Raw genomic sequence first — 19,036 nt, forward strand, 5'->3', positions numbered from 1 at the left:
TTTAGATTGTCTAAAAAATTAATACAGTGGAAATATTTTTAGAACCAGCCGACAAAGATCGGTTGGCTTCATTAATTGGTCCTTATGATGACAATATCAAACATATTGAACGTCGCATGGGTGTTGAAGTCACTTATCAAGGCAACAAATTTAAAATTGTTGGTAACCCGTTAAATATCGCCGCTGTAACTGACGTTCTAAAAAACCTTTATATTGAAACTCAGCCCAATAGTAAGCATAAAAATAAAGTCAAAGCTCAGGAATTAACCCCTGACCAAGTTCATCTTGCAGTGCAAGGTTCTAAGTTATTAGATCAATCCAGTGACAGCACTGATGACGACATCGTGGTTCGTACCCGTAAAGGCAATATCAAACCACGTAATCAGAATCAAGTTGCGTATGTTAGAAACGTATTAAATCATGACATCACTTTTGGTATTGGTCCTGCAGGTACGGGTAAAACTTACCTAGCCGTTGCCTGCGCTGTAGATGCGTTAGAACGTCAAGAGGTACGCCGCATATTGTTGACTCGCCCTGCTGTTGAGGCAGGTGAAAAACTTGGTTTCTTACCTGGTGACTTAAGCCAAAAGATAGACCCTTATTTACGTCCTCTATACGATGCTCTATTTGAAATGCTTGGCTTCGAGAAGGTTGAACGCCTCATCGAACGTAACGTTATTGAAGTTGCACCGCTTGCTTATATGCGTGGCCGAACATTAAATGACGCCTTTATAATTCTTGACGAAAGTCAAAATACCACCGTCGAACAAATGAAAATGTTTTTAACTCGCATTGGTTTTAACTCCAAAGCGGTTATTACCGGCGACATTACTCAAATAGATTTACCTCGTGGTGCTAAATCAGGTTTACGCCAGTCAATTGAAGTATTGAGTGAAGTAGAAGATATCAGCTTCAACTTCTTTATCGCTGACGATGTTGTGCGCCACCCTGTGGTTGCAAAAGTTGTTATGGCGTATGAAAAGTTTGACGAAGTACAACGCCGTGAAAAAGCTGAACGTGATAAAGCTTGGGCAGAAAAAGCAAAAGAAAAAGCGGCTAGTGAAGACAAATCAAATGATTGAACTTGACCTACAAGTTGCCACTACAGATAAGCACATTCCTACCGAACAACAGTGTAACGATTGGGTGGCGGAACTATTACCTGCCTTTCAAGAACATTCTGAACTTACGATTCGAATTGTCGATTCAGCAGAAAGTCAGCAATTAAATTGCCAATATCGCGGCAAAGATAAACCAACAAACGTTTTATCTTTTCCCGCCGAGATCCCAGATTACGTCTCACCAGAAATGGATTTTCCATTATTGGGCGATCTGATTATTTGCGCTCAAGTGGTTAATCAAGAATTTGTTGAACAAAATAAAACTTTTGAAGCCCATTGGTGTCATATGATCATCCACGGTTGCTTGCATTTACTCGGTTACGACCATATAAATGATGCAGAAGCCGAGGAAATGGAAAGTATCGAAATAGAATTTTTACAAAAAATGGGTTTCACAAATCCATATATCGATCAATAATCGGATCAGATGAAACCGATTAATATTTCATCACCAATAATTTTAAGCAACATAGGAACATTCTGACCAGAATGAGCGACGACAACCCACATAGTAGCAACGGTTCTTCAAATAAGAGCTGGATTGACAAACTTGGTCAAATCTTTAATGACGAACCGAAAACCAAAGAAGACATTATCAATGTCATTAGTGTCGCTGCTGAAAACGACCTAATTGATATCGGCACTAAAACGATGATTGATGGTGTTATGGAAATCGCTGACCTGCGGATCCGTGACATAATGATCCCGAGATCGCAAATTATCACTTTAGACTTATCAGATTCTCCTGATGTGTTTTTACCGACAATGATTGATTCAGGTCACTCACGATTTCCTGTCGTATCAGAAGACAAAGATCATGTCGAAGGTATATTACTTGCCAAAGATCTTTTGCAACTGTTAATAGACAGAGAACAAGAGATAGACTTAAAAAACTACTACGCCCTATCGTTATAGTTCCTGAAAGCAAACGCGTAGATACCTTATTAAAAGAGTTTCGACAAAATCGTTATCATATGGCCGTTGTCGTTGATGAATACGGCGGCGTGTCTGGACTCGTCACCATTGAAGATATTCTCGAGCTTATCGTTGGAGAAATTGAAGATGAATTCGATTCTGAAGAAAACCAAACTAAAGATATTCGTAAAGTTTCGAAACATGTTTATATGGTGCAAGCATTAACCGAAGTTGATCAATTTAACGATTATTTCAAAACCGAATTCGCGAAAGAAGACGCCGATACTATCGGTGGCATTATACTTCATGAGTTTGGTCATATGCCGGAAAAAGGCGAAGAAGTCTTTATTAAAGGCATTAACTTTAAAATCCAAAGTGCTGATACACGTCGTATTCAGCAAGTCACAGTGACATTACCAAAAATGGAAGAAGAGTCCGTCGAGACTTAATATATGGAAATAAAGCCGCTGTTAAAAAAAGATTGGGTGAACTACATCCAATCTTTTTTGTAAATAAGTTATACGCACAATACATCGCCCTATTTTTGGCTGGTGCTTTCAACCTATTTAGCTATGCGCCATTTAGTGCATGGCCAATTGTTATTATTACTTTAAGTATCCTCATCTTTGCAGTTTCGAAAGCTCAAACTGCAAAAGTCGCATTTCGATTAGGCTTTTTTATGGACTAGGTTGGTTTGCCACTGGCATAAGTTGGATCCATGTCGCAATCGCAGACTTCGGTGGTATGCCTACAGCAATTAGTATTCTACTGATGGCGTTGTTAGACGGCTACTTAGCCCTATTTCCGGCATTAGCTTGTTACCTTACAAAACGATTTTATATTTCAAACATTGGTTTTGCTTTTATTCCGTTTTGGCTCATTTGCGAAGCAATCAGAGGATGGTTTTTAACAGGCTTTCCTGATTATCAATTGGTTATACGCAGACAGATGGGCCACTCGCTGGTTATGCACCAGTCATTGGGGAATTTGGGATCCAAGCGCTTTTGCTCATAATCGCGGCGTTAATTAAAACTCTTTTTTGTCATTTATTTTATCGAATAACTAAGTCTCAGCCAAACCCCGATACACCTAAAACACTGTCAGTTACGGCAATAACTATCCTACTAATTATTGCTGTAGGCAATGGCCTCAAATCATTGAATTGGTTTGAACAAACTGATAAATCCACCAGCATTGCTCTGGTCCAAGGTAATATTGAACAAAGCATTAAATGGCAGCCTGAAAATGAAATGCCAACGATGCAAACGTATCTAGCCATGAGCCAGCCGCATTTTGAATCCAGCGACATTGTCATTTGGCCAGAAGCAGCAGTGCCTCGATTAGAAGTAATTTCTAATGACTTCCTAAGGAAATTGATTTAATCGCGGCAGATTCCAATACCGCGTTAATTACAGGTATCGTTGACTACCAACCTGAAACCAATAAAGCCTTTAACAATATTATTGCTTTAGGAAAAAAATACAGTAACGACTCATTTGGACACTACAAATACCTGCACAATAATCGATTTAGTAAACACCACTTGCTTCCCATCGGTGAGTTTGTGCCTTTTGAATCATTCCTACGAAAACTTGGGCCTCTATTTGACCTGCCTATGTCATCATTTAGTCGCGGGGCTTATGCGCAAGACAACTTAATTGCCAATGACGTTCATATCTCACCAGCTATTTGCTTTGAAGTTGCATTTTCTAATCAGGTAAGAGCAAATATCTATCAAGGTGAACACGCCAGTGACTTAATACTCACCGTAAGCAATGACGCTTGGTTTGGTAACTCCCACGGGCCTTGGCAACATTTGCAAATAGCCCAAATGCGAGCGATTGAATTTGCCAAGCCTGTCATCCGTGTCACCAATAATGGCATTACAGCAGTTATCGATGGATCAGGAATGCTTGTAAAAACACTACCTCAATTTGAAGCGGCCGTTTTAACCCATGAATTAAAGCTAACAACAAGTAATACGCCCTATTATCAATACGGGAACTTACCAGTGTGGTGCGTTATCGTAATCTTCATTGCAATACTGATCTTTAAAAGAAAAACATTACAACTCAAATAGAAGCAACCTAACACGCGCTACTAAATTGCAATATTGGTCGATCAATCTCTGTTCCGACCCACTTTTCCCTATTTAATAATACCTTAGTTGCTTAAATTTAATTATCTGGCTATTATTTGAACTAAATTAAATGACTAAAATGAATCGAGTGTAGGGAAGCCAATGTTAACGCCAAAATTAAATTTAGAAAACTTTACGATCCAAGACAATATCGACCATTCTTATATTGTAAATAAAAGTACTCAGCAAAAATATAAACTTGAACTAGCCGATACATTATTTTTACGCTGTATTGACGGTAAAAAGATATTGACTCAATCAAAGCTGAAATTACCGAACTCCTAGACTTTGAGATTAGCAGTGAACTCGTGTGGAAAGCTCTCGATGCATTATCAGACATTGGTATACTAGAGTCTCGATTAGCGCCTCCTAGTGGTGGACAAGTTGCGTCTCGTCGAGGCTTTTTGACTAAAGTCGCTGCCACCTTAGCCTTCGGGTCCGTTGTTGGTTCAGGACATGTATTTGCATATGAACAATCTGAGCAATCTTCTAAGGAAAGTTCTGCAAAGCAAGGTAATAAAGATAGTGCCGAAGAAAGTGCCAAAGAAAGTGCCGAAAAGTCCAGTTCTGGTTCTGGTTCTGGCACCACTCAAGAGCAAGATAATAAAGCAAAAGCGGCTGAAGAAGATGCGAAAAGGTCTCAAGAACAATCAATTAAAGCTAATTCTGAACAAGATACAAAAATAAATGAAGAGATTTCAAACAAAGAGTCTGCGGTCAAACAACCTAGTGGAGGTAATGCAATTGCTGTGACGGCCCCTTCTACGACGTCGATTTTTGCGCTTGGTTTAACCGCAACTGCATTATTGAAATTTAGACAACGAAGTAAATCTGTAGCAGATAAAGAACAATCCGAAGACTAAAAATTAAGGATCACTTATTTAAGTGATCCTGCTTTTTCAGCTAAGTAATCCACAATTTTACCGGCAACATCTATGCCGCCAATTTCCTGAGCATGCGCATAATAACAAGGAAAATTAGCCTCCAAAACATAGCACCTTCCACTTGGATGTCTAAGAATATCCACACCACCAAACTCATACCCCAAAACACTTACCGCCTTAATTGCTAACGCGTCTATTTCTGTACCTGCACCTTCAAAAACTTCATTTTTATCGGTTGTACCATAGGTTCTAAAGTCACCTTTATCCGGAGGATTGATATAGGCGGCAACAACCTTTTCACCAACGACAACACAACGCCAATGTACGGCATCGGGAATAAAAGAAGACAACAGGGGTGCGGTACCGTTAGCACATACAAAGTCAATGACTGAATATAGCGACTGCGCGCTTTCCAATTTCATTACACCAACACCACCGGAATAGCCCAAAACCTTTAGAATAACTGGATAACCACCAAGTTGTTCAACATAATAGTCTATGCAATCTCGTTGTTTATTGTATAAATAAAAGGTTCTTGGGATTGGAATGTCATTTAATTCAAACAAAGAGGTGGCGTTGTTGCAATTATGAAAAATTCCCAAAGGCGCTTTGTAAAATGTTGCGACACCTATAGCTGAAACAAAAATTGTTCAACTTTAGACGCAGCTGAAGACACGGCCGGTCTAAACAAAATATCACCATAGGTTCGGCTTTAAGTTCCGGAGTAAAAACAAATATACCTGCATGATGTTCAACATATTCCAAATCACGAACTTTACATGCATCGATAATTATTTGTTTTGAAATGTTTGGTACGCCATCGTCAACTAAATGAAATTTCATAGATTATTAACTCTCTTCCGTTGAATAGTTTTCTAGTAAAAAATGTCGAACAGAACTTGTCTCACTTTTTTCACCATAAAATAAATATATTGCGATTAGCTTTTCTCCGTCTTTCACAGTTTCGGCTTCATGTTCGGACAATAAATCTTCATTTCCATCATCTAGGTAATTAAGCCAAAAAATCAACTTATTACGCTTAGGTACAATTTTTATACCGTCTGACTTAGTGAAAGATGTTGCACCACCTTCTTCAGTGTCGCATAGGAAAAACACCGCCGTAAACAGTAGGTATTCATCGTTCAGTTCATAATGATCACAATGAGGTGGGTGCCCCTGCCCCGGATGATAATGTCGGATCCTTATGCTAGATGTTTTTGCAGACGTTATGCCGGTTTTCTCTTTTATCTTATTTTCAAGATGTGTTAATGGCGGCATAACATCCTTTCTTAATTCAAACGACAAACCTGTTTCGTCTAGCTTTACCGGGACACCTTGCTGCGCTAACCAATGCCTATTTTTTAACTTTAGGGATATTTCGGTCAACACACCTTGATCTAAAAGGTCTTCTATTTCAACAATTAATGGGCTTGATGTCAGCAAAGAGATGTTCAAAATATACCGCCGTACGGTCCTAAAATATCTTTCAATATTACCCATAAGTCGACTCGGATGGCAAATTTATGGGCAATTTAGAAGTAAGGGCAACTACACACAAAAAATATGGTTATTACCTCCGATAATAAAAGTAATAATCCTTTTACACTATGCGACTATCCACTAAAATAAAAGTAATCGAAAAGTGACAGTATGCCTTTAACGTAATACGTAACCACAAATCAATTTTATCTGGACCCATCCCCTTATGTTTAAGAAGTTAGTTAAGCTGTTATTCAGTAACTCTAAGAAAAAAGTAAAAGATAATAATTATTTCTATTTTGAAGATCAAAACAGCACAACTAACGAAAATTCGACAAGTCAATCTGCGGCACAACCGCTCCCAGTCGCCACAAAACCAATTGAAGTTAAATCGGCAGAAGAGCTGCACCAAAAAGCGTTTTATGACTACTTGTTTGGTCAAACGAACCATGTTGAGCAACATGATGAAATGTCATTGTATATTTCTCAACAAGTTGAAAAATTGCTGAGAAGCCCACAAAGCATACTTAAAAACTTGCCTATTTTACCGCTTTCCTTAAGTACAATTTTAGAACAATTAAACAACGACGATTTTGATACCGAAAAGTTGATAGGCCTAATACAGCAAGAAGCTATCATTGCCGCTAAAGTGATCGAACTGGCCAACTCCTCGTTTTACAACAGAAGCAACAAAGAAATAAAAGATCTTAAAACCGCTTTTATGCTGCTTGGTGCCAACGGCCTAATGGAAGGTGTAATAAATGGATTTGTGAGTAAACTTGCGCCTCAATCGCCAATTTATTTCAAACAGTACGGTGCCAAAATTTGGCAACACAGTCTTTCAACCGGCGTGATTGCCAAGGCGCTTTTAAACAAATCACAGTATAAGTCAGAATCTGCACAGGGCTATTTGATTGGACTGATCTGTAATTTGGGTGACATGATCATCTATCAATTACTTATCGAATCCTTTTCTTTTGTTCACCCCGATTGCCAACCAAACTCATACGCATTTAAAGACTTAATGTATAAAAACTCGAAAAAGATCACCTACCATATTGCCAAGCATTGGAACTTTCCGGCCTCAATATTAGATGTACTTGTAGTTCAAGCAAAACTAACAAAATCGGCGATGTTGTCTGTTTTGTTCGCAAAAAGGCCCATAGCTTGTTATGTATATGAGGCAAATATCTTGAGCGAGTTAGAATTGATGTTTGAGCACAATGAAATTGACGAAAATGAATTACTTACTGCAAAAAATCAGTTGGTTTTCAGTGCTGAGTCGCATCAATATATAGATAATTTGTTATTAGCTAAATTTAGTGACTAACAAGGTAATTTGACTAAATTACCTGTGGAACTCTTAGCAGCAATATCAAAAATAAAGCATAAAAAAACCCGTCTAAACGTGACGGGTCATTAACTCAATTTTCAAGAAAATAAATAGACATTTATAATTCTAAGCTTCCTGCGAACAGCTAAAGTACCCCATGGAATCCGCTAGGGATATAAGGTATTCCCTTATATTAATTGCCTAATGGTTTCTAATTTAGTTGTTTGTCGTAGCCCATAACCCACAACCATATGTTTTAAAAAACAATCTAGCCAATTTGGTACTTTCGGTAAAATGTCGGCTGATCTTGAGTACAACTAACAATATTAACGTTTTAGTCTGGCCACTGCGTCTTCTAACATTTCCCTTGGGCAGGCAAAGTTAATTCGCGTAAAGTTTTTCCAACCAAAATCTCGGCCCGGTGAAGGACCAACCCCTTCGACTCCATGTAGGCATGGACATCATCAACACCCAAACCGCTCGCATCAATCCATGCTAAAAACGTTGCTTCGGGTCGAATAAACGTAAAGCCATCTAAGTCATTAATTTCTTTTTCTAAGTAATCCAAATTACCACGTAAATAATCTAATTGCTCTTGATGCCATTCATCACATTGTGTAAAGGCAACTTCAGTAGCGACTAAGCCCATAAACGTCACCCATGGCATAATACCAGCGGCGGCTTGAGTAAACTTACGACGCAAAGAGGCATCTGGAATAATTGCAAATGACGTTCCGAGGCCAGCCACATTAAACGTTTTGCTTGCGGCCATCAAAGTAATAGTGCGTTCGCCAATATCCGGCAACTTACCTGCTGGTATATGGGTTTTGCTTTGATCTAGAATTAAGTCACAGTGAATTTCGTCACTGCAGAGCACGACATCATGTTTAAGACAGATTTGCTCAACTCGTGTTAATTCTTCAGCTGTCATCACCGAACCGGTTGGGTTCATCGGGTTACACATAATAAAAAGTTTAGTTTTTGGATCTGCCGCTTTTTGCTCTAGCTGTTCAAAGTCCAATGTCCACCGACCATCCTGCTCAATTGTTTGGACATCTTCTCTGATAAGTTGATTTAAACCGGGTGCCGCCAACATCGGTGGATAGTTAGGTACTTGCACTAATACTTTGTCGCTAGGCTCACAGTTAGCTTTACAAGCCACATTAAAGGCAGGAACGACACCTGTGTGTCCAAACTATCCATTGTGGTTCTATCTGCCAATCGTGTTTATCTGCTAACCATCGAACAACCGCCTTAGTTTGCAGGTTCATATTCTACGGGAAGGTGGTAACCGTAAACGCCATGTTCCGTGCGGGCATGAAGCGCATCTATTATTTGCTGGGCGCATTTAAATTCAGAATCGGCAACCCATAATGGCAATATATCCTTGCCCTTGTAGCGTTCCCATTTAAAAGAAAAAGTTGATCTGCGATCAATTAACTGGTCAAAACTCATTTGTGTCCCCTTCTATGTTTGAATTCATTTAGCCATCTAAACCGCTAAATGACAAGGGTAATTTATAGATATTTTAAATATGAAGTATATCCATTTTCTCCACTATCATATTTACCGGCCATTGAAGCTATTTCAAATACATTTCAACAACCGGTATTTATGTTGTATTCACAAAACGTTAATAAGCGACCCTTTTAAATGATACAACACTGCCTTTGTTTAATGTCACGATAAACAGTTCGCCAAATTGATCTTCAGCAATTTCTATTTTGTCACTCACACCCAACTGCGTAATTAGAGCTGGAGTTGTATTAGAGTGACCTACAACCAAAATAGTTTGCCCTGAATGCATGTCAGTTATCAATCGGGCCATTTCGTGCGCAGGTAAAAATAGTTCAGTGATGTCCTTATCTTGCTGATTAGCAACCGCTTTAGCCGTATTGCGAGTTCGTTTAAAAGGTGTTGAGTAAATCACATCTAGATGACTATTTTGTAAATAAGTAGCTAATCGCTTTGCGGTTTCTTCCCCTTTAGCTGATAACTCTGGATCTTTAATTTTAGTAGGTTGCTTTTCTGCATGTCGTGTCAAATAAACTACGGTATTTGGCTTGTCTAAATCACTAGTTGTAATACCTTTTTGGTTTACGGCATTTCCCAAATTTGCGCAAGACGAGACCACAACTGATAATACAATAGCGACGCTCGTGGACAAAACATGACGAAATATTGTTGAGTGTTTAAATAAGTTAATTTTCACTATTTTTTTCCAGTTAATGTTTTTCAGACTTAATCAGTAACGAGTACATGACAGGCACGACAATCAAGGTTAGCACAGTTGCAAAACTTAGCCCAAACATGATAACCACCGCCATACTTTTAAAGAAGTCGTCCCCTAATAAAGGAACCATACCCAATACCGTCGTTATTGCTGCCATCGAAACCGGTCTTACTCGACTTATGGCGGCTTGAATGATCGCCTCTGTTTGTGACATCCCACTGAGTTTTTCTAAATTTATCTGTTCGACTAAAACAATACCATTTTTGATTAACATGCCTGATAAGCTTAATAAGCCTAATAAACTCATAAAACCAAATGGTATGCCGGTCGCTAAAAATCCGATAGTTACACCAATAATTGCAAGTGGCACCGTTGACCAAATGACAGTGGCTATTTTTAACGAATTGAAAAGTAAAATGGTAATTATAAACATGACCGCAAAACCAAGAGGTAACGCCGAAAAAATCGGAGTTTTGGCTTTTTACTTGCTTCATATTCACCGCCCCAGGTTAGTTCATAACCATTGGGTAATTGTAGCTTTTCTAACTTAGGTTTCACCCGGGCAAATACCTGTGCTGCTGTTTCATCTGACAACAGGTCGTGATCGGCCATTACGGTTAATGTACGTTTCCTATCGCGGCGTTTAATTATTGGATCTTCAAATTCTAAATTAAACTCACTTATAACGTGTGTAATTGGAACATAGCGACGCAGAACTGGGCTATAGATTTGCAACTGTTCTAATCGTTCTATCGTTACCCTTTCTTCCTCTGGCATCCTAATGACAATCGGCAATCGTTCAGTCGCTTCTCGGTAAACACCAACGGTTTTACCGACGTACATCATCTGCAATAAGTTATCGACATCGGTTTTAGTTACGCCCATTTCCCTCGCCGCAACCGCATTAAATTTAGGTCTGATGACCTTAGTCATATTTTTCCAATCATCTGTAATATTTTTAGCCCCGAATCCTGCCATAAAATCTGTTTGGCTTGATCAGATAGAGAACGAAGGATTAGCGGATCTGGTCCAGAAAAACGAGCTTCAATTTTTGCCGCCGTCCCAGGCCCGACATTGACCCTCAATATTTTAAACTCAACATCTGGGTATTCACTTTCTACATACTGTCTGACATTGGCGATAGTCGGGATTAGTGACGGTTTTTGTTTTACACGTACAATCAATTGACCGTAATTGGCGTAATTCATCTCCATATTATAAGTCAGCATAAATCTAGCTGCGCCACGACCCACAGTGGTTGAAACAAACTCAACATCGTCAATACTCATAACATATTGCTCTAATGACTTTCCAACAACGGATGTAGCGCGTATATCGGCACCTTCAGGTAATCGGTAATCAAGATAAAAAACAGGTAAATTTGACGAAGGGAAAAAGCCTGTTTAACAAAGCCAAACCCACCTACTGCAAATACAAACAGCACGAACATCAGCGCCATAGTCGATTTTGGAAATCGTAATGTTAACTTCAATACCGATTTATATTTTGCATAAAGCCCAGATTTGTATGGTTCGTCTTTATGACCTTCTTCCGATTTAGTATCTTGGTCAATTGGCTCAACAATCTGGTCTTTAAACAGTAAACTGGCAAAAAATGGGGTAATTGTTATCGCAGTTACCCAGCTCAATAATAGAGAGATCAGCAGGACATCAAACAACGATCCTGCAAACTCCCCTGTAGCATCTGGTGATAAACCTATAGGCGCAAAAGCAATAATTGAAATAAATGTTGCGGCTAACAGTGGCCATTTTGTTTGTTTGATAATTAAACTTGCCGCCTGAACTTTAGTTAATCGTTTCTGCATTCCGACTAAAATGCCTTCGACCACCACAATTGCGTTGTCAACTAACATACCTAAGGCAATAATCAATGCACCTAAAGATACGCGATGCAACTCAATGCCTATCTGTTGCATAAAGACAAACGTACCTAATACAGTAAGCAGCAATATTCCACCGATAAGTAAGCCCGTTTTCACCCCCATAAACAACAATAAGATAACAATGACAATTACAACGGCCTCTAATAAACTTTGTATAAACCCTGCAACCGACATTTCCACTTCAACGGGTTGATTGTATACGGTGTTAATCTCCATACCGTAAGGCCTATTTTGGTCTAGTTCCTTTAGTTTCTCCTGAACTCGTTCACCAATTTTGACGACATTAGAGCCTGACATAAAAGACAATCCAACATAGATAGCAGGTTTAGAATTATGTCTCACTATGTGATTAGGGGTTTCAACAAAGTCCTTATAGATAGTTGCTATGTCGCTCAATATAATCCGCTTCGAAGAGCCTGGAGGGCTGATCACTATATCCCCTAACTCTTCAACAGACGTAAATTCTCCGGTGGGATGAAATCGAATATCTTCGTTTCCAACTCGAACAAAACCGGCATTGGAAACCACATTCTGCTGCGCCAATATTTGATATAGATACTCAGCGGATAAATCCAACGACACCATTTTATTATGGGAAATTTCTAAAATAACTTGTTCTTGAAGCTTTCCTTCCACGGTGACTTTGCCGACACCTTCCACAAGTACCAGTTCACGGCGAATGTAATCTACGTAGGAGTTAATTTCTTCGTTATTAAATCCATCACCGGTTACCGCCATCAATACACCGTATACATCACCAAAATCATCTTTAATGATTGGCGTACCAGATCCAGCAGGTAATTTCGGAGTAAAATCATTGATCTTACGCCTCAATTCATCCCATATTTGTCTTAATTCAGTTTTACGGTAAGTCGACTTCATCTCGACAATTATCTGTGACATGCCAGACGACGTTATTGACTTCACGTTGTCCACAAAAGGCAACTTTTGAATTTCATTTTCTAACGGATAGGTGATTTCTTCTTCAACTTGAACCGGGGACGCCCCTGGATAAGTGGTGATAATAATTGCTTGCTTTAGAATAAATTCAGGGTCTTCTAATTGCCCCAGTTTAGAATAGGACAATATCCCAGCGACCAACAAGATTAATGTAAACAACCAAGATGTGGTCTTTTGTTTGATAAAATAACCAGCGATATCAAATTCAGACTTCATGGCTATAACCCTCGCTCACGCACCCACGGACGAACTTGCTGTCCAACCGTCAAAAGTGACTGCCTGCGGCAATAATTTGGTCTCCAATCTGCAATGCTGACGGATCTACTGGCGTTATTTCGGCACCGTATTGAGCAATTTTTGATACATTAATTTCAACTAATGTCGTTTTATTTTGAGCATCTAATTTATAGACAAAATGTTTGTTTTGACCGGCGAATTTATTTGGGATAAATACGGCTTCAATTGGCACTAATAGCGCCGTATTATGTGTATTTAACACTTTATCCAATTCAACAGCCAACTTGCCCGTCATTCCTGACAAAAGATTTAAGTCCGCTGGCGCGTCGAGTGAAAACACGACTCGATAAGTTTTAGTCGCTTTGTTCGCTGTAATATCATGTTCTTTGAATGTTACGAGGTAAGATTTTTCCGGTGCTGCATCGAGAAATAACAAAGGTTGATACAATTTCCCGTCTTCGTTTTTTGGTAAATGCACCATGAGTCTTTCAGGTACGTCAATCGATACGTCTACCTGATCACGGCCCTGTAGTTCAATTATCGGCTGTTTAGCCTGAATAAATTCATAATTTTCAATGAACATCTGTGCAACAGTGCCTGAAAAAGGAGCCGTTATCTTTGTATATTGTAAATTGCGTTGGGCAACTTCGAGTTGTGCTTGAGCAATATCAAACTGAGCAGCGGCCTCATCAAAAACTGACGAAGAAACTAACTTATCTTTAAATAGGGATTTTGCTCGACTAAATTGCGATAGGCTTAGGTCGTATTTAGCCTGAGCTTGTTTGACTTGTAATTTAAAGTCCTTGTCATCTAATTCAGCTAACACTTCTCCAAACTGGACATTTTGGCCAGCAACAATATTTAACGCTGCCAACTCACCATTTACTCTAAATGCCAATTGGGCCTTTACTGTAGGCTCAATTGTCGCCGGAAAATAACGTACGGCATTGGCTGAGTGAGGTTTTACAACAGCAACTTTGGCAGGTCGAATGAGTTTAGTTTCTGTTGCTTGCTGTTCTTGTTTTTCACCACATCCGGTTAGACTAAAACCTAAGATGCCAATAAAAAGAATACTAAATGTTGTTGCATAACCTTGCCTGCCTAATAAATTAACGCTCAATGTAAATTGTAAGTTAACCATCAAATAATTGATATTTATTAAAATTTAACTACTATATAAATATTATTTATTAAGTTTCAAACAAATTATAATGAACATTGATCAACTTAAAATACTACAAACGATAGTCCGAACCGGTTCAATAAATGAAGCGGCCAAAAAGCTTTTTAAGACCCAACCCGCATTAAGCATGGCAATAAAACGACTAGAATGCGAAATAGGATTCGAACTTTTTAATCGTAATAAGTATCGACTTGAGTTGAACGAACAAGGCACTATTTTTTATCAACGTAGTCAAAATATATTATCTGAACTGGAACAGCTAAAAAGCCTCAGCGACGCATTTAATCAAGGGATTGAACATGAGTTAACCATTAATATTGAAGGACCAGCGATGCTGCCACGGATATTCGATAGCGTAAAACGGGTACAGGAAAAGTTTCCACATACTCAATTGCAGATCCATACCGAAAAGCTATTACATGGATTAAAAAACTTAGCATCGCAAGAGGTTGATTTAACCATCATCCCGTGGATTGACGCATTTAATCTCGAAGGGGAGTTTCAAACCAAGCCTATCGACTCTTTGGCGTTTACGTTTTGTATTCATAAAAAGTTGGCTGCAAATTTTGGCATTAGCGGTATTGAACAGATCACACCTGAAACCCTGAAACATATCCCGCAATTGAGCCCTACTGATATGGCATTTAACCTGTCGGATACACCATTGTTAAGAAAAATAAGTCATTCAATTGTAAAAGTAGACGACATACATTGTTATATCGAATCACTAAAAGCACAACTTGGTTGGGGGCCTATGATGAGTATTATGGTGCCAACGCAAATAACAGATGATTTTTGGTTGTTTGATTTAGAACCCAAAGATACGCAGGTCAAAGTTGAAGTGCGCGTGGTCAAAAATAAAAACAAAATATTGGGGCCAGTCGCGCAGTTTTTATGGGATAGCTTGTGATTTACGCAACCAAATTAATAAGCAAAAAGGGTTAACGTTTTAGTTAACCCTTTAATACGATTTATAATAACGAGGAGTTACTTATTGGCGGGATCCGCACTGTACCTTCCATTAATATGCGAGCACTGCGGCTCATCGATACTTTTGCTATTTGCCATTTTTTGGTGACATTGTCGAGGTTTGCTTCAGCTCCAACTTTTAAGGTTCCCGAAGGGTGCCCAAACGTAACCGATGTATCAGTTGTCGATGATGAGGCCAAATTAACTATTGTCCCGGGAATTGCAGCGGCAGCTCCAATTGCTACTGCGGCGGTGCCCATCATGGCATGGTGTAGCTTACCCATAGATACCGCTCTAACATTTAAATCAATAGCGTCAGCAGATATCGTTTTACCACTGGAAGATACAAATGATTTAGGCCCAGATACAAACGCAATTTTAGGCGTATGCTGACGAACTTCCGCTTCCTTAACGTCTTTAATAAGTCCCATTTGAACTGCACCATATGCGCGAATGGTTTCTAACTTAGCCAAAATTGCATCATCACCATTTATTGCGTCTTGCAGTTCTGTACCGTCAAACCCGAGTTCTTCTGCATTTAAAAATAAAGTCGGAATACCTGCATTTATAAATGTGGTCTGAAACTCTCCAATGTTGGGTACGTTAAGTGTGTCGATTAAATTCCCCGTCGGGAATAAAATTTCGCTTGGGTCTACTGGTTCGACAAAATCAATAACAACTTCTGCTGCTGGAAAAGTAACCCCATCCAATTCGAAGTCCCCTATTTCCAACACTTCACCTTCACACATAGGAACATGTGCGATGATTGTTTTACTAATGTTTTGTTGCCAAATCTTAATTTCAGCAATGCCATTTTTCGGGAGCTTACTCAGGTCAACTAACCCATTTGTTATGGCAAATGCGCCAACGGCAGCGGTTAAATTTCCACAATTACCACTCCAATCGATAAACGGTTTATCGATGGCAACTTGGCCAAATAAATAATCGACATCATGATCAGGTTGCTCACTTTTTGACAAAATAACTGTTTTACTGGTACTCGAAGTTGCACCTCCCATACCGTCAGTATGTTTACCATAAGGGTCAGGGCTGCCAATCACACGTAACAACAAAGCGTCACGATACGCGCCAGGTTGTTGGGCTTGTAGAGGTAATTCGTTTAGATTAAAGAACACCCCTTTGCTCGTGCCACCGCGCATATACGTCGCAAGCACTTTCATTTGTTTGGTTGGCAAAGGCATATCTCGTTGTTCATTCTGCATATTAGCTTACCTCAGAACCTAAAAAATCCTGTGCAAATCGTTGCAACACGCCACCGGCGGTGTATACCAATAATTCATCAGCTGTATCTAATCGGCATGTCACCGGTATTGTAATTTGTTCTCCGGTCACTCTAGTAACAGCTAATGATAAGGTAGAACCTAGGTTAATATCGCCTAGGACATCATACGTCTCACTACCGTCGAGCCCGTAAGTATTGCGTGTATCACCCGTTAGGAATTGTAGTGGTAATACGCCCATGCCAACCAAATTGGTTCGATGGATACGTTCAAAACCTTCTGCTAGGATCACTTCAACACCCGCTAATCGAACCCCTTTAGCCGCCCAATCACGAGATGAACCTTGACCATAATCTGCGCCAGCGACAATAATTAGTGGTTGCTTACGTTCCATATAGGTTTCTATTGCTTCCCACATACGGGTATTGGTGCCTTCAGGTTCAATTCGAGCATAACTGCCCTGCATAATTTCACCATCTGAATTTCGACACATTTCGTTTAGTAACTTAGGATTAGCAAATGTCGCTCGTTGCGCGGTTAAATGATCACCTCTGTGCGTTGCATAAGAATTATAGTCTTCTTCAGGCAACCCCATTTTTGTTAGATATTCACCAGCGGCACTTGTTGCCATGATCGCATTTGATGGCGATAAATGGTCGGTCGTAATATTGTCGCCTAATACCGCAAGCGGTCGCATATTCTTTAATGTACGTGGGGCTGCTAACGCACCTTCCCAATATGGTGGTCGACGAATATAAGTGCTTTTTCGCGCCAGTCATAAAGTGGATTATTGTCTTCACCATAATCTACACGCAGATCAAACATAGGTTCATAAATCGACTTAAACTGCTCTGGCTTAACATGTTTACTAACAATATTGTCAATTTCTTCATCCGTCGGCCAGATATCGGCAAGCTTTATATCATTACCATTTTTATCGGTCCCTAATACGTCTTGTTCAATATCAAAACGCATCGTGCCAGCAATAGCATAAGCAACAACTAAAGGTGGTGATGCCAAAAACGCTTGTTTTGCGTAAGGGTGAATTCGACCGTCAAAGTTTCGGTTACCCGATAATACGGCTGTTGAGTACAAATCACGTGACACAATTTCTTGCTGGATTTCAGGATCTAATGCGCCACTCATACCATTACATGTCGTACATGCATAAGCTACAATACCAAATCCTAGCTTTTCCATTTCAGGTAATAAACCCGATTCTTCTAAGTATAACTTAGCCACTTTTGAACCTTAGCGCAAAAGACGATTTTACCCAAGGTTTACGGATCAATCCGAGTTCATTGGCTTTTTAGCGACTAAACCGGCGGCTACCACATTACGAGGATTGGACGTATTAGTACAACTCGTTATCGCTGCGATAATAACGGCACCATCAGGCATATTACCTTTCCAGTTGGCTAAATCGGGTTGAATAGTCGACGCTGTGATGCCTCGAGCTTGTAACTCATTCGTTGGCAATCGACGATGAGGATTTGACGGCCCTGCCATATTTCGACCGACTTTTGATAAGTCAAATTCTAGTACCCGTGGATATTCCGCGGCGACCATTTCGTCGGCCCAAAGTCCTGATTGCTTAGCATATGACTCAACGAGTTTTACTTGCTCAGGCTCACGACCGGTTAGTTTTAAATAATCAATAGTTTGCTCATCGATGTAAAACATGCCCGCTGATGCACCATATTCTGGCGTCATATTAGAGATAGTTGCTCTATCTCCAATCGTGAGGTTTTTCGTACCTTCACCAAAAAACTCCAAATAGGTCGATACCACTTTTTGGTTACGTAAAAATTCTGTAAGCGCTAATACAATGTCAGTCGCAGTAATACTCTGATTGACGATTGCCAACAATATTAACCCCAACAATATCTGGCAGTCGCATCATTGAAGGGCGACCTAACATGACATTTTCTGCCTCAAGACCACCTACGCCAATGGCAATTACACCTAATGCATCAACGTGTGGTGTATGGCTATCAGTACCAACACATGTATCTGGAAAAGCGACGCCGTCCTTAACTTGAATAACAGGCGACATTTTCTCCAAATTAATTTGGTGCATAATACCGTTCCCAGCAGGGATTACGTCTACGTTTTTAAATGCCGTTTTGGTCCACTCGATAAAATGGAATCTATCTTCATTACGTCTATCTTCTATTGCTCGGTTTTTTCAAACGCATCAGGTTCAAAACCCGCATGTTCAACCGCGAGCGAATGATCAACAATGAGCTGTGTTGGTACAACTGGGTTTACTTTTGCCGGGTCTCCCCCATATCAGCAATAGCGTCTCGTAAGCCAGCTAAATCAACTAATGCGGTCTGTCCTAATATATCGTGACAAACTACACGGGCTGGATACCAAGGAAAATCCAAATCCTGTTTGTTAAACACAATTTGTTCTAAACATGCTGTCAGTTGTGC

18 protein-coding genes and 4 pseudogenes are annotated in these 19,036 nt (G+C 39.7%); 11 read left to right on the forward strand and 11 right to left on the reverse strand.

The features are described 5' to 3' along the window. The first annotated feature begins 17 nt into the window (after positions 1–17). The 9 genes and pseudogenes from PN838_RS04455 (at position 18) to PN838_RS04480 (ending at position 5,039) form a co-directional block, all read left to right on the forward strand. A complete protein-coding gene (locus tag PN838_RS04455; protein ID WP_370661089.1) occupies positions 18–1,082 on the forward strand; it encodes a PhoH family protein in 1,065 nt (354 codons plus the stop codon). Next, positions 1,075–1,539 carry an rRNA maturation RNase YbeY gene (ybeY, locus tag PN838_RS04460; RefSeq protein WP_215962285.1) on the forward strand — a complete coding sequence of 155 codons (465 nt, stop codon included), beginning with the start codon at positions 1,075–1,077 and terminating at the stop codon, positions 1,537–1,539. Before PN838_RS04455 ends, ybeY begins: the two co-directional genes overlap by 8 nt. A 71-nt stretch (positions 1,540–1,610) precedes the next feature. Continuing rightward, a pseudogene (locus PN838_RS04465) lies at positions 1,611–2,485 on the forward strand (CorC family transporter). Positions 2,486–2,517: 32 nt separating this feature from the next. Then, positions 2,518–2,724 carry a hypothetical protein gene (locus PN838_RS26030; protein ID WP_334313566.1) on the forward strand — a complete coding sequence of 69 codons (207 nt, stop codon included), beginning with the start codon at positions 2,518–2,520 and terminating at the stop codon, positions 2,722–2,724. Continuing rightward, on the forward strand, positions 2,625–3,050 hold the full coding sequence (locus PN838_RS26035) for a hypothetical protein (RefSeq protein ID WP_334313279.1): 426 nt from the start codon (positions 2,625–2,627) through the stop codon (positions 3,048–3,050). The genes PN838_RS26030 and PN838_RS26035 overlap by 100 nt, the downstream gene beginning before the upstream one ends. Then, positions 3,041–3,418, forward strand: a complete 378-nt coding sequence (locus PN838_RS26040; RefSeq protein ID WP_334313280.1) for a hypothetical protein — start codon at positions 3,041–3,043, stop codon at positions 3,416–3,418. The genes PN838_RS26035 and PN838_RS26040 overlap by 10 nt, the downstream gene beginning before the upstream one ends. Before the next feature lie 35 nt (positions 3,419–3,453). Next, positions 3,454–4,116: an apolipoprotein N-acyltransferase gene (gene lnt, locus PN838_RS26045; RefSeq protein WP_334313477.1), complete on the forward strand. Its 663-nt coding sequence runs from the start codon at positions 3,454–3,456 to the stop codon at positions 4,114–4,116. A gap of 162 nt (positions 4,117–4,278) precedes the next feature. After that, on the forward strand, positions 4,279–4,461 hold the full coding sequence (locus tag PN838_RS04475; RefSeq protein WP_272179875.1) for a hypothetical protein: 183 nt from the start codon (positions 4,279–4,281) through the stop codon (positions 4,459–4,461). Positions 4,462–4,484: 23 nt separating this feature from the next. Further along, positions 4,485–5,039, forward strand: a complete 555-nt coding sequence (locus PN838_RS04480) for a hypothetical protein (protein ID WP_272179876.1) — start codon at positions 4,485–4,487, stop codon at positions 5,037–5,039. Between the two features lie 14 nt (positions 5,040–5,053). Here PN838_RS04480 and PN838_RS04485 read toward each other — a convergent pair whose 3' ends face one another. Together PN838_RS04485 and PN838_RS04490 are read right to left on the reverse strand one after the other, a co-directional pair. Next, complete coding sequence (locus tag PN838_RS04485) at positions 5,054–5,626, reverse strand: ATP-grasp domain-containing protein (RefSeq protein WP_272179877.1); 573 nt, start codon at positions 5,624–5,626, stop codon at positions 5,054–5,056. 283 nt (positions 5,627–5,909) lie between these two features. Continuing rightward, positions 5,910–6,515: a 2OG-Fe(II) oxygenase gene (locus tag PN838_RS04490; RefSeq protein ID WP_215962043.1), complete on the reverse strand. Its 606-nt coding sequence runs from the start codon at positions 6,513–6,515 to the stop codon at positions 5,910–5,912. A 250-nt stretch (positions 6,516–6,765) separates the two neighbouring features. On the opposite strand from PN838_RS04490, the gene PN838_RS04495 reads away from it, so the two are divergent. Further along, positions 6,766–7,869: an HDOD domain-containing protein gene (locus tag PN838_RS04495; RefSeq protein WP_272179878.1), complete on the forward strand. Its 1,104-nt coding sequence runs from the start codon at positions 6,766–6,768 to the stop codon at positions 7,867–7,869. Between the two features lie 329 nt (positions 7,870–8,198). Here the strand turns inward: PN838_RS04495 and PN838_RS04500 are convergent. From PN838_RS04500 to PN838_RS04515, 4 genes and pseudogenes are all read right to left on the reverse strand, one after another. After that, positions 8,199–9,327, reverse strand: a pseudogene (locus PN838_RS04500) (MalY/PatB family protein). 178 nt (positions 9,328–9,505) lie between these two features. Next, the gene (locus PN838_RS04505) at positions 9,506–10,084 is read right to left on the reverse strand and encodes a histidine phosphatase family protein (protein WP_272179879.1); all 579 of its coding nucleotides are present in this window, start codon (positions 10,082–10,084) and stop codon (positions 9,506–9,508) included. A 13-nt stretch (positions 10,085–10,097) separates the two neighbouring features. Further along, positions 10,098–13,184: pseudogene (locus tag PN838_RS04510) on the reverse strand (efflux RND transporter permease subunit). Between the two features lie 49 nt (positions 13,185–13,233). Then, a complete protein-coding gene (locus tag PN838_RS04515; RefSeq protein WP_272179880.1) occupies positions 13,234–14,325 on the reverse strand; it encodes an efflux RND transporter periplasmic adaptor subunit in 1,092 nt (363 codons plus the stop codon). Positions 14,326–14,416: 91 nt separating this feature from the next. Between PN838_RS04515 and PN838_RS04520 the strand changes: the two genes are divergently transcribed. Then, on the forward strand, positions 14,417–15,298 hold the full coding sequence (locus PN838_RS04520; RefSeq protein WP_272179881.1) for a LysR family transcriptional regulator: 882 nt from the start codon (positions 14,417–14,419) through the stop codon (positions 15,296–15,298). A 61-nt stretch (positions 15,299–15,359) separates the two neighbouring features. On the opposite strand, the gene prpF is transcribed toward PN838_RS04520, so the two are convergent. The 5 genes and pseudogenes from prpF to PN838_RS04545 form a co-directional block, all read right to left on the reverse strand. After that, positions 15,360–16,580, reverse strand: a complete 1,221-nt coding sequence (gene prpF / locus PN838_RS04525) for a 2-methylaconitate cis-trans isomerase PrpF (protein WP_272179882.1) — start codon at positions 16,578–16,580, stop codon at positions 15,360–15,362. Between the two features lies 1 nt (position 16,581). Continuing rightward, positions 16,582–17,295 carry a Fe/S-dependent 2-methylisocitrate dehydratase family protein gene (locus PN838_RS04530; protein WP_272179883.1) on the reverse strand — a complete coding sequence of 238 codons (714 nt, stop codon included), beginning with the start codon at positions 17,293–17,295 and terminating at the stop codon, positions 16,582–16,584. 23 nt (positions 17,296–17,318) lie between these two features. Continuing rightward, positions 17,319–18,389, reverse strand: a pseudogene (locus PN838_RS04535) (aconitase family protein). A gap of 40 nt (positions 18,390–18,429) precedes the next feature. Then, positions 18,430–18,774 (reverse strand): aconitase family protein, encoded by a 345-nt coding sequence (locus PN838_RS04540; RefSeq protein ID WP_334313478.1) that lies wholly within the window; start codon positions 18,772–18,774, stop codon positions 18,430–18,432. A gap of 91 nt (positions 18,775–18,865) precedes the next feature. Beyond that, on the reverse strand, positions 18,866–19,006 hold the full coding sequence (locus tag PN838_RS04545; protein ID WP_272179884.1) for a hypothetical protein: 141 nt from the start codon (positions 19,004–19,006) through the stop codon (positions 18,866–18,868). Positions 19,007–19,036 lie beyond the last annotated feature (30 nt).

Source organism: Psychrosphaera algicola (genome assembly GCF_028401425.1).
Classification (GTDB): Bacteria; Pseudomonadota; Gammaproteobacteria; order Enterobacterales; family Alteromonadaceae; genus Psychrosphaera; species Psychrosphaera algicola.

Excerpts from the sequence above, each read along its gene's own strand:
- ybeY (WP_215962285.1), top strand. The coding sequence starts at position 1,075 with ATGATTGAACTTGACCTACAAGTTGCCACTACAGATAAGCACATTCCT.
- PN838_RS26035 (WP_334313279.1), top strand. The coding sequence starts at position 2,625 with ATGGCCAATTGTTATTATTACTTTAAGTATCCTCATCTTTGCAGTTTC.
- PN838_RS04475 (WP_272179875.1), top strand. The coding sequence starts at position 4,279 with ATGTTAACGCCAAAATTAAATTTAGAAAACTTTACGATCCAAGACAAT.
- PN838_RS04495 (WP_272179878.1), top strand. The coding sequence starts at position 6,766 with ATGTTTAAGAAGTTAGTTAAGCTGTTATTCAGTAACTCTAAGAAAAAA.
- PN838_RS04520 (WP_272179881.1), top strand. The coding sequence starts at position 14,417 with ATGAACATTGATCAACTTAAAATACTACAAACGATAGTCCGAACCGGT.
- prpF (WP_272179882.1), bottom strand. The coding sequence starts at position 16,580 with ATGCAGAATGAACAACGAGATATGCCTTTGCCAACCAAACAAATGAAA.
- PN838_RS04530 (WP_272179883.1), bottom strand. The coding sequence starts at position 17,295 with ATGCGACCGCTTGCGGTATTAGGCGACAATATTACGACCGACCATTTA.